Origin of the sequence: Kitasatospora sp. NPDC058406 (assembly GCF_042722765.1) — a bacterium.
In the GTDB taxonomy this organism is placed as follows: Bacteria; Actinomycetota; Actinomycetes; order Streptomycetales; family Streptomycetaceae; genus Kitasatospora.
This window is the reverse complement of the sequence record NZ_JBHXKE010000051.1, coordinates 23,247-35,594: the sequence shown is the minus strand read 5'-3', so window position 1 is coordinate 35,594 and position 12,348 is coordinate 23,247. Positions and strand designations below refer to the sequence as shown.

Genomic DNA, 12,348 nt, shown 5'->3' with positions numbered 1-12,348 from the left:
GGCGGGGGGGGGGGGCGTTGCGTAATGGCGCGTGCGGGGGGGTGGTCCTCCCTCCGCCCGGCACGGGCGTGATGCGCGGGTCGGGTCTCAGACCGCCGTGGTGACGCTGAGAATCCACCGCTGGTTCGCGCCGCCGTGGCAGGACCAGATGCCCAGCCCGGTGCCGTTGGTGGTGTCCCAGCCCGGGATCTCCAGGCAGCGCTGGGCGAGCGGGTTGTACAGCTCGCCGCTGGGGCGCAGCGTCCACTGCTGGCCGCGGGCCCCGACGCACTCGGACATCGCGACCGGAGAGCCGTCCCCGGCCCCGCTCTCGGGAACGGAGAGGCAGGCCGCGCCGGCCCGCACCGTGCCGTCCGGGGCGAAGGTGAGCTTCTGGTTCACCCCGGCCCAGCAGTTCCAGACGGCCGGGCGGTGGCCGTCTGCGGTCGTCCCCATGCTGTCGACGCACTTGCTGCCGTTGGAGGCGGAAACCAGCTGGTAGCCGACGGGCCGGTTGGGAACGCCGAGGTTGACGCGCCCGGAGAACTGCGGAAGGCCGTTCGCCGCAGCCGCGCCGCGCAGGACCGTCAGGGTGCCGTCGGCGGCGACCACGTACAGGTCCGGGTGGCCGTCGCCGTCGACGTCACCGGGCGAGTCGACCTTCGGGAAGGCCGAGGAGCTCAGACCCAGCGGGAGGACCTCCTGCGCACCGGCCTGCTCGGCCGGGATCCCGGCGTCCCACTTCTGACCGGCGCTGCCGTCACAGTTCCGGATGGCCAGCACGCCGCCGACACCGGTCGCACCTCCCTCCACACCCAGGCAGAGGCCCGAGTGGGGGTTGCGCAGCGCGCCGGTGGACGCCTCGGGCACCCACTTCTGGTTGGCGCCGTTGTTGCAGTCCCAGAGCACCAGCTTGGTGTCGTTGGCCGTGGCGCTGAACGGGACGTCCACGCACTTGCCCAGCACGTGCAGCGAGCCGTCGGTGCCGAGGGTGAACTGCTGGTTTCCCGCGCCGGCGGCGCAGGTCCAGTTGAGCAGCGCGGTCCCGTTCCCGGTCAGGCTGTGGTCGACGTCCCCGCACAGGCCGGAGAGCCCGGAGGCCAGCAGCCGGCGAACGGGCGCCGCGATCGTCGCGGTGGGCGTGCCCTGGGCGTCGAGCGACAGCGGGTAGGTGTGGATCGCGCCCGTGAGGTCGTCCCGGGCCCACAGGGTCGGGGTGGAGCCGACGGAGCCGGGCGGGAGCAGGGTCACGCCGGACCAGTCTCCGGTGCCCAGATCGGTTCCGGTGGCGAACAGGCAGCCGCCCAGTGTGCTGCCGGGGTAGTAGCGCAGCCTGCCGTTCTCCACGGTGATCAGGTTGGGCCGCTTCGCCACGTTGCCGTTCGGGGCCGTGGCGACCATCTGGGTCAGGTGGTTCCAGGTGCTGTCGATGCCCTGCGCACAGGTCGACGAGGTACCGATCGGGGAGATCGCGCGGCGGCTGAAGTGCCCCGCGATGCCGGGCGGCACCGCGGTGGCGTCGTTGTAGTAGACGTAGAGCTTGCGGGTCGCCCTGTTGAAGGCGATCAGGTCGTCCTGGCTCCCCTCGCTCACCGAACCCCGGTGCGCCACCAGGTAGTTGTTCCAGCTGTCGTGCTCGGGGCTCTGGTCCTGGGTGGAGGCGAGCCCGGGCTTGGCGGTGAAGTCGCTGTTGCCCGGCACCAGGGTCAGGGTGCCGTCGGTGGCCTGGGAGAGGAAGTCCGGGGTGCCGTCGGACGTCACGTCACCGGGGCTCACCACGTTCGCCGGGTTCCACGGAGCGTAGAAGTCGTACCGGGCTGCCTGCTGCTGGGTGTTGCCCGCGGCGTCGACCGCGCGGACGAACAGGGTGTGGACGCCCCAGTCGTCACGGTTGAGGTTCACCGGGATGTCCGCGACGGCGGTCCCCTCGGCGTCCGGCCACACCCACATGGTGTTGGCGCCGGCCGGCGGGATGTTGTCGTCGAGCGCGTACTGGAAACCGCGCACGCCGCTCTTGACGCACGCGGCGCGGTTGCATCCGCCCGGGGTGGGGTCGTTGCTGCTGACCCTGATGGTGAGGTTCTGGTCCCCGGCGTGGGCGGTCGGCGTGAGGCCGCTGCCCAACGGTGGGAGGACCGTCGACCGCTCGAACTCGGCGAGCGACGGCGGGGTCAGGTCGACGCCGAAGTAGCAGTACGCCGAATCCGGCCCGTTCAGCAGACCGTCGGTCGCCCGGGCGTTCCACCCGTACTGGTGGCCGTCGGAGACCGGGCTGCCGATGTAGGCCTGTGCCAGGCCGCCCGACCCGATCGGCTGGCTCGCCGGCCAGCCCACGTCCGCAGGGTTGCCGTTGCCGTCGGCGACCATGTTGTCCCAGACGTGGAAGCCGACGACCAGGTTGGTCCCCGGCATCGGCGTGGTGGCGCGCGCGTTGAGGATGATGTTGGAGGAGTTGCCGGCCATGCTGGTCATCCCGATCCAGCCGGGCTGCCCGCCGCCGCACGCCGGCCCTCCGGGGTTCTGCGAGTCGGGGGTGGTGGACATGTCGTAGGGCCGGTCCGGCGCGATGTCGTAGTTCGCCTCGACGTACGGGTTGGTGTTGAACCGCATGAACCCGAGGTTGCCCGCGACCTTGGACTCGTTGCCGAACAGGCCGACGGTCCACCGCGGGATCTGCTGCTGGGCGACGGTCCGCATGGCGTCGGTGACGTTGAACACCACCGGCTTCCAGCCGCCGCAGTCGAACCAGGCGCTCTTGGGCCACTGGGTCTCGAAGGACATCTCGACGTTCTGCGGCTGGTGGTTCCAGTCGGTGCCGCCGCCGATGCCCTCGCGCATCCACTTCGCCGTCACGGGCGCGGTGGCGTTGCAGTCGTGGTTGGCGCCGTACGTCTCGTACATGATGAGCTTGGCCTCGTTGACGACCATCCGGTTGGTCATCGCGCCGGTGTTGAACTCGTAGTACGACCGCTCCAGGCCGCGGCAGGTGGCCGCGTACTGCTGGTAGCCGACGCCCTGGCCGTTGGCCTGCGGGATGTCGTACTGCGGGGCGCCGGCGCACCCCTCCATGACCTGGGCGAAGTGGTTGGTGCCCATCGGCCCGGTCGGCGTCCATGACGGGTCGATGTACAGCGGCCAGGTCGTGCCGTCCCCACCGAGCAGGCCGGTGTCGGGGGTGAGGGTGACGCCGCCCGGCTCGGCCTTCACGGCGACCGGCCGGACCGTGGCCCCGTTGCCCGGCCCCGCCGAGGACGAGACCGGCGCGCCGGTCGCCGCGGAGTGGGCGACGGCCTCGGTGTCGTCCGGGCCGGCGGCCGGGGCCGCCGCCCTCGGGGCCGCCCCGCGGGCGGAGGCCGTCGTGTCCGCCGAGGGACCGGAGGAGCCGGCGGGAGCGGCGGGGGCCGTCGAGGAGTCCCACATCACCGGGGTGGGGGCGGTGAAGACCGACGTGCCGTCGGCGGCCTTCGCGGCGAGGCCGCCCGCGGCGTCGGCCTCGACCGTGAGGTTCCCGCCCGCGGTGCCCATCCGCAGCGCCTTCAGCCCGGGGTTGGCCGCGGCCTCGGCGTCGCGGACGACCAGGACCTCGCGGATCGCGCCCTGCTCACTGACCGTCACGTCGAGGTCGATCCCGGGCAGGACGTTCGCGTACCGCGCGCCGGCGCCGGTCACCACCGGCTCGGGCAGGTCGAACGGAAGCGAGAGCGCGAGGCTCCGGCCGTCCGTGTCCGTGAGCGTGGCCAGCGGCCCCTTGCCGCCGCCGGACAGGACGACGCCGGACGGGGTCGCCTTCGGCGACCAGCTGCCGTCGGCGTTCCGGGCCAGCCCGGCGTCCACCGGCGTCCAGGCGCCGCCCTTCTTGACCCGGGCGGCCTGCAGATGGCTGGTGAGGGTGATCCGGCCGTCCGGTTGCGCGACGGTGAGCGAACTCCCGGTGGTGAGCTCGTCGACGGTCACGGGCTTCCCGGTGGCCTTGGCCTTGAGCCGGGCGGCCTGGAGCGGCCCCCCGGCATCCGGGGCCGGAAGTGCCCCGGGGCGAACGGTCTGTCCCGGTTGCACAGCAAACGGGCGGTCATCAGCGAATGCCGGAACGACGTTTCCGAGCGCGAGTCCGCCGAGCGCGGATATGACGGCAAGGCGGGCCGTCAGCCCGCGCGTCCGAATTCGGCAGAATCGGATGGGTTTCCCCACGGGTTATCCCTTTCAATGAACTGAATCAGCATCAGAACCCTGCGCGAACAAGGTCGCACGGTGACCGTCAGGCGAACAGGGACTTGACATCGGTGGAGCTCCCCCTTTCACCGCCGGCGCCGAACCACCTGGTCAGGTGGGCCTCGCGAAGGGTATTGCGCGGTTCGCACGTCTGGCAATACGGTTCCCGCGCCGCAATCCTGCGGTGCAACGGGTCGTCAATTGTCTTTACTCGTCCAGGAACTGTTCTCAAGTGGGGGGTATGGTTAGTGCGCACTAGATTGCGCCGGTTCGTCTCCGCCGCCGGTGGGGGTCGCCGACGAAGCAGGGTGGCCCCGGTGGCCGCCCTGACCGTGGCGATGTCCCTTCTGGCGCCGATGGCGGGCGCCGAAGGCGTCGAAATCGTCGGCGGTTACCGCAACGACAATCCCGGGCAACCGGAGAAACCGCTGCCCCCGCTGCCCCGGGTGTCGGGCAGCAACGCGGACGGGCCCGGCCGTCCGGCGCTTCCCGCCCAGCCGGGCGCCCGGGACCTGACGGCCTACAAGCCGTCCCCGGCGCAGTGGCCGGTCGAAGCCTCGGCCACGGTCCGGCTCGGTGCCGCCGGTCCGGCGGGCACGTGGCCGGCCCCGCCGCGCTCCGCCGATGCCGGGGACAAGGTGCGGGCCGGCTCCACTCCGGTCCTCGTCGGCCCGGCCCCGGCCCCGGCCGGTGAGCGGCCGAACACCGCGGCCGAGGCGCAGGCCGGCGCAACCGGTACGGACCGTACGGACGGCGCCGCAGGTACGCCGTCCTCGGTCGACGTCAGGGTCGCCGATCGGGCGAAGACCCAGGCGGCCGGCGTCGACGGCCTGCTGGTCGGCCTGGCCCGGAGCGACGGCCGCAGCGAAGCGGGCGACGTCTCGGTGAGCCTGGACTACGCTTCGATCGCCCAGGCCTACGGCGGCGGCTGGTCGTCCCGGCTGCGCCTGGTGGCCCTTCCGGCCTGTGCCCTGACGACGCCCCAGGTCGACGCCTGCCGTGTCCAGGCCCCGGTCGAGCACACCAACGACCCGGCCGCCCGGAGGATCAGCGCGACGGTGACCCTGCCGGCCGCCGAATCCGGGACCGGTTCCGCCGCCCGCAACACGACCGCGTTCGCGGCGCCGTCCTCGGACCAGGCCGGCCCGGCCTCCTCCCCCGTGGTGCTGGCGGCCGTCTCCGGCACGGAGGGCTCGCAGGGCTCGTACAACGCGACCTCCCTGTCGTCCTCGGGGTCCTGGGCCCAGACCGGGTCCGGAGCGTTCACCTACGGCTACCCGGTCGCCATGCCCCCGTCGCTGGCCGGTCCCGTTCCCTCCGTCGGTCTGTCGTACAACTCGCAGGCCGTCGACGGACACACCTCCGCCCGCAACTCCCAGGCCTCCTGGATCGGCGACGGCTGGTCGTTCAGCCCCGGCTACATCGAGCGCTCGTACAAGGCGTGCCGCAACGCCGGCGTGGAGGACTCCTCCGACCAGTGCTGGGCCGGGTGGAACGCCACCCTGTCGCTCGGCTCGCGCAGCGGCGAACTGGTCCGCGACGCCAACGGCGTGTACCACCTGCAGAGCGACGACGGCACCAAGGTGGAACGCCTCACCGACGCGTCCAACGGCCTGTGGCAGGGCGAGTACTTCAAGGTCACCACGCCCGACGGGACCGCCTACTACTTCGGTCTCAACCACGCGCCCGGCACCACGGCCGACAGCGCCACCAACAGCGCCTGGGGCGCGCCCGTCTACCACCCCAACAGCGGCGACCCCTGCTACACCGCCGCCAAGGGCAAGAACTCGCTGTGCGGCCCCAACCAGGTCGGCTACCGCTTCAACCTCGACTTCGTCGTCGACCCGAACGGCAACCTGCAGCGGTTCGACTGGGCCACCGAGACCAACCACTACAACCGGGGCTACGGCCAGGCCCTCCACGGCGGGGGCACCGGCGAGCTGACGCCGTACACCCGCGGCGGGTACCTGACCAGGATCTCCTACGGCTACAAGCTCGACGACGCCAAGGCCGGCCGCGAGCCCTCGGCCCGGGCGGTCTTCGACACCGCCGAGCGGTGCGTCGTCTCCGACACCACCTGCCGGCCCGAGAACCTCAGCACCGGCACCGCCACCAACTGGCCGGACGTGCCGTACGACCTGGCCTGCCAGTCGAACTGGACGACCAGCGGCACCGGCGCCAACGTCTGCAAGATCGGCTCGCCGACGTTCTGGTCGACCAAGCGCCTCGCGAAGATCACCACCGAGGTCCGGACCGCCGCCGGCTGGCGCGGCGTCGACCGGTACGAGCTGAAGCACCTGTTCTCCGACGCGGGCGGCAGCATCGACCCGGTCACCGGTGCCTCCGGCGACCCGAAGAACGCCGGTGCCGTGCAGTCCGTGATGTGGTTCTCCGAGGTCAGGCACACCGGTCTGGACACCACCGCGGGCGGCAGCGGCGAGGCCCCCCTGGACCCGGTGGTCTTCACCGGCAAGGAGTTCGACAACCGCGTCGACGGCCCCTCCCCGGCCGCGCCCGCACTCTACCGGCCGCGGATCGTCGCCGTCCGGACCGAGAGCGGCGCGTACATCACGGTCACCTACCGCGACCCCGAGTGCTCGCGGGTCAACGGCACCATGCCGGCCTCGGCCGCCGACAACACCAAGGCGTGCTACCCGGTCCACTGGAACACCCCCGGCTCCTCCGAGCCCACGGCGGACTGGTTCCACAAGACCCTGGTCTCCAAGGTCACCGTCAACGACATCACCAACGCCGGCTCCCTGCCCCAGGTCGTCCAGTACGCCTACGGCCCCGCCGCCTGGCACCGGGACGACTCGGACCTGACGGACGACCGGTACCGCACCTGGAACGACTTCCGGGGCTTCCGCACGGTGACCACCACGTCCGGCGCCGCGCCCGACCCGGTCACCAAGAGCGTCACCGCCTACCTGCCGGGCATGGACGGCGACTACACCTCCGTCACCGCCACCCGGCCGCCGGCCGACATCAGGAACTCGCTCGGCGAGCGGATACCCGACAGCCCCTGGCTCGCGGGCATGCCGCTGGAGACCTCCACCTACACCGGCGCCGACGGGACGGTGATCGCCAAGTCGCTCCCGGACGCCCCCACCACGGTGCCGACCGCGAACCGCAGCCGCACCGCCTGGACCTCCAGGAAGCCCGCTCCCGGGGAGACCCCTCCCCCGCTGTCCACCCTGCCCGACCTGGTCGCCCGCAAGGTGAAGACCACCGGCGGCCGCAACCTGTCGCTGCTGTCCGACGGCGTGACCTGGCGGACCACCCGGAGCACCACCGAGTTCGACGACCTCGGCCGCCCCTGGAAGGTCAACGACAAGGGTGACGTCAGCGTCCCCGCCCACGAGACCTGCGCCACCACCACCTACGCACCGGCCCCCGCGGCCAACCCGGCGTTGATCCTCGCCCCGAGCGAGAGCGTCAGCGTCTCCGGGCCGTGCGCCACCGCCACCAGCGCCAACACGCTCAGCCACAAGCGCTTCGTCTACGACGGCGGCGGCGACATCAACAACCCGGGCGAGTACGGCCGCCTCGGGCAGAACGGCACCACGCTGGGCATGGTCACCGCCACCCAGTCGGTCAAGTCCTACGACGGAGCCGGGCGGCCGGTCTTCCAGACCCTCTCAACCGAGAGCGTCGACGGGTACGGCCGGGTGGTCGGTCACCGGGACACCGCCGGAAACCTCACCACCACCAGCTACACCCCGGCCACCGGCGTCCTGCCGACCGAGGTGTCGACGACCAACCCGCAGAACTGGACGGCGACGAGCACCGTCTCCCCGTCCCGCGGGCTGATCACCCGGGCCGTCGACGTCAACCACCGGATCACCGACTCCGCCTACGACGCGCTCGGCCGCCTCACCCGGGTCTGGCTGCCCGGCCGCAAGAAGGACGACGGCAAGAGCCCCGACCGCACGTTCGAGTACGCGATCCACGGCACCGGGATCAAGCCTGCCGCATCCAGCGTCACGACCCGGACGCTGCGGGAGAACGAGACCTACGACGTCTCCGTCACCATCTACGACGGGCTCCTGCGTCCCCGGCAGAGCCAGAGCACCCCGGTCGACGACAGTCTCGGCCGTCTGGTCTCCTCGACCCGGTACGACAGCCACGGCTGGCCGGTCATCAGCATCCCGACCTGGTCGGACCCGAACACCGCGCCGGGTTCCACGCCGTTCCAGGAGGTCGAGAACACCCTTCCGGCCGAGTACATCACCGTCTACGACGGCCTCGGACGCCCGGTCGCGCAGCAGCAGCACACCAAGGGGCGGCTGCTGTGGGAGTCCACCACCGCGTACCGCGGCGCGGACCGGACCGACCGGACGCCGCCGCAGGGCGCCTCGCCCAGCACCGTCCACACCGACGCCCTCGGGCAGACCACGTCCTCGGTGATCCACGCCGGGGGCACGATCGGTGACGTCACCACCGGCTACACCTACAAGCCCGGCGGCCAGATCTCCACCGTCAAGGACAACGTCGGCAACACCTGGTCGTACGAGTACAACCTCCGCGGCCAGCTGACCTCGAAGACCGACCCCGACAGCGGCACGGCCACCACCGTCTACGACGACCTGGGCCGGCCGGCGACCGTCACCGACGGGCGCGGCGAGTCCCTGTCCTTCGTCTACGACACCTTCGGCCGGCAGACCGCCAAGTACAGCGGCACCAGTACGACGGACGCCTCCAAACTCCTGACCACGGTCGAGTACGACTCGTTGGAGAAGGGCTACGTCACCTCCGCCACCCGCTACGTCGGCGGAGCGGCCGGCGACAAGTACGTCCAGAAGGTCAACGGGTACAACACCGCCTACCAGCCGACCGGTTCGACCACCACGATCCCCGCCTCCGAGGGCAAGCTCGCGGGCGACTACACCATCGGCTCCACCTACACCGCCAACGTCGGTCTGCTCGCAAGCAACACGTACAACGGGGAAGCGGGCCTGCCGGCCGAGAGCGTGGGCTACGGCTACAACCTCCAGGGCCTGCTCCTCCAGAGCGGCACCGACACCAACCAGTCGCTGCTGGCCCGGGCGAACTACAACGAGCGCGGCCAGCTGCTCCGCTCGACCTACGGCACGGGCGGCGAGCTGCTGCGCACCTCGCAGATCTACGACGACGCCACCGGGCGGCTGGTCAACCACCGGGTCGCGCTCCAGGAGTCCTCGGCCAACCCCCTTTCCGACAGCACCTTCGGGTACGACCAGGCCGGCAACGTCACCAGCGTCTCCGAACTGCAGTCCTCCGGCGGGGCGGACCGGACCTGGGACGTCCAGTGCTTCCGCTACGACGGCCTGAGCCGGCTCGTCGAGGCCTGGACGGACACCTGGGGCGTCACCGCCGCGGGGGCCGGCCAGACCTCCCGCTGCAACAACGACAACCCCGGCCCGGCCAGCATCGGCGGCCCCGCCCCCTACTGGCAGAGCTGGGAGTACAACACGCTCGGCGACCGGACCCGGCACGTCCGGCGCGACGTCACCGGGGACACCTCCCGGGACGTCATCCAGTCCAGCAGCTACCCCGGCGAGGGCCGCACCCCCGCCGCCAAGCCCAACACGGTCACCGCGGTCACCACCTCCACCGGGCCCGCGACCAGCAAGCTGGTCTCGGCCATCCCGACCGGCGGGACGGCGCTCTGCCTCGACGTCGAGGGCAACCGGACCGCCAACGGCACCGCCATCCTGTCGTTCACCTGCAACGAGGGCGGCGGCCAGCGGTGGACCAAGGCCGCCGACGGCACCGTGCGCTCGCTCGGCAAGTGCCTGCGTCCGGCCAACGGCGGTACCGACCCCGGCGTGGCGCTCGAACTGTGGGCGTGCGACGGCACCACCGGGCAGAAGTGGCAGGAGGGTGCGAACGGCGCCCTCGTCCACACCGCCACCGGGCTCTGCGCCGACGTGCCCTGGGCAAACGCCAACCCGGGCACCCCGGTGACGCTCTGGTCCTGCAACCAGAACGTCAACCAGCAGTGGCCCGCGACGACGAACGCGCCCACCGGGCCGTCCTACACCGCCACGCTCACCCCGCAGTACGACACCGCCGGCGGCACCGTCTCCCGGTCCGCCACCAGTGCCGGATCGATCGCCTCCGGCATCGCCACCGGCTCGGCCACCCCGCTGTGCCTGGACGACGACCACGCCTGGACCGCGGACGGCACCGCCATCCTCTCCTTCACCTGCAACGGGAACACCTCCCAGCAGTGGACCCTGGAGACCGACGGCAGGCTGAGGACCGGCGGCAAGTGCATCCGCCCGGTCGGCGGCGTCGCCGAGCGCGGCCGGCAGGTGGAGCTGTGGACCTGTGACGGCAGCGCCGCCCAGGAATGGCGGTCCGGCCCGAACGACTCGCTGGTCAACGTCGCCTCCGGGCAGTGCCTCGACGTGCCCCACGGGAACACGACCCCGGGCACCCGCGTCGGCCTGTGGGACTGCAACCAGGGCACCAACCAGAGGTGGCTCTCGGCCGGCGGCACGCCGCCGACCGGCGCCACCCAGTCCTTCACCTACAACGCCGAGGGCCTCACCGCCACCGTCACCACCCCGAGCGGCGGGACCACCCGGACCTCCGGCTACCTGTACGACGCCGGCGGCAACCTGCTCATCCAGCGCGGACCCGACGGCACCGTCCTCTACCTGTTCGGCGGGACCGAGCAGCTGATCCTCGACAAGACCGGTACCACCGTCACCGGCAAGCGCTACTACTCCAACCCCGACGGCACCGTCATCATCCGCACCGGCAACGGCGGACTGACCTTCCAGCCGACCAACCCGCAGGGCACCGCGAGCCTCCAGGTCGACGGCACCACACGCACCGTCACCCGGCGCGCCTTCGACCCCTACGGCAACCCCCGCGGCCCCGTGCCCACCACGTGGGCCGACAACCTCGGCTACCTCGGCCGGCCCGCCGACGCCACCAGCGGCCTCAACCTGCTCGGCGTCCGCGCCTACGACCCGGTCCTCGGCCGCTTCCTCTCCGTCGACCCGCTCTTCCAGGCCGGCGACCCCAACCAGATGGGCGGCTACACCTACGGCGCCGACAACCCCACCTCGGGCAGCGACCCGACGGGGTTCAGCTGGCTCAGCAGCGTCAAGAACTTCGTCAACAAGGTCATGGACGACCCCAAGGCCGCGGCCAACCAGGCCGGAAGCTACGCCGGCGGCGTCGTCGACTCCTACGTCGGCGACTTCTGGACCGCCGGGGTCAACGGCGCGCTGAACATCTACGACGGCGCCCGCAACATGAGCTGCATCGCCAATCCGTTCGGCTGCACGGTGTACCAGCACGAGAAGTACACCAACGACTCGCCGACCGCGACCCTCTTCAACATCGACACCAACTCCAGCGCGTACCAGGCCGGCCGCACCACCGGTGACTACGTCGGGATCGCCACCAGCGTCAAGGGCCTCCTCAAGGGAGTCTCCAAGGGCGTCCGGACCCTGATGAAGTGGCGCTCGGGAACGAAGCTCGCCGACGACCTCCCCACCCCCACCCCCGCCAACCCCGCCCCCGCCCACCCGGTCAAGCCCACGACCCCCGACAGCCCGGGCACCGGCACCAGCACTCCCAAGGGCGGATCCGGCTCCGGCAAGGGCTCGGCCGGCGGAGGTTCGTCGGGCGGGGGTTCGGCCGGCAAGGGTACGTCGGGCGGATCCCCGGAGATGCGCGGACGCGGGCCCACTACACGGGGCGGCGTCAAGACCAAGATCAAGAACCCGGCCGTCGTGAAGACGGTCGCCGCCGAGGAGGGCTGGACGGTCGAGAGTCAGATCGCCAAGGCGCGGGACATGCTCCACGAGGTCATGGCCGCCGACCACAACCAGCCCGTCCGGCGTACCTGGAGCGCCGGCGTGAACACCGAAAGCGGCACCATCGCGGTCGCGTCCTCCGGGACGCCGAAGGTCCCGGGGTGCGGATACTGCGCCGAAGGAAACGTGGTGAACGCCCTGGGCGGCGACCACCGGCAGGTGCGGTTCACCATGTCGGCGAGCAAGACGAACCTGAACCCGCTGACGATCGACGGCAACATCCCCATCTGCGACGACTGCATCCTGGACTACGACCCCCGGCAATTCCCGTCCGGCACGAAATGGGGGCAGGAGAACCCGAGGATCCTGGAGTGAGTCTTATGATGCCCGCACGGCAACCCTG

At 71.6% G+C, this 12,348-nt stretch carries 2 protein-coding genes; one reads left to right on the top strand and one right to left on the bottom strand.

Annotated features, from left to right (window positions below; genetic code table 11):
- Positions 1–87 precede the first annotated feature (87 nt).
- A complete protein-coding gene (locus tag ACFWOG_RS12865) occupies positions 88–3,933 on the bottom strand; it encodes a ricin-type beta-trefoil lectin domain protein (RefSeq protein ID WP_380357620.1) in 3,846 nt (1,281 codons plus the stop codon).
- 572 nt (positions 3,934–4,505) lie between these two features.
- On the opposite strand from ACFWOG_RS12865, the gene ACFWOG_RS12860 reads away from it, so the two are divergent.
- Entirely contained in the window at positions 4,506–12,320 is a 7,815-nt protein-coding gene (locus ACFWOG_RS12860; protein ID WP_380357617.1) for a ricin-type beta-trefoil lectin domain protein, read from the top strand.
- Positions 12,321–12,348 lie beyond the last annotated feature (28 nt).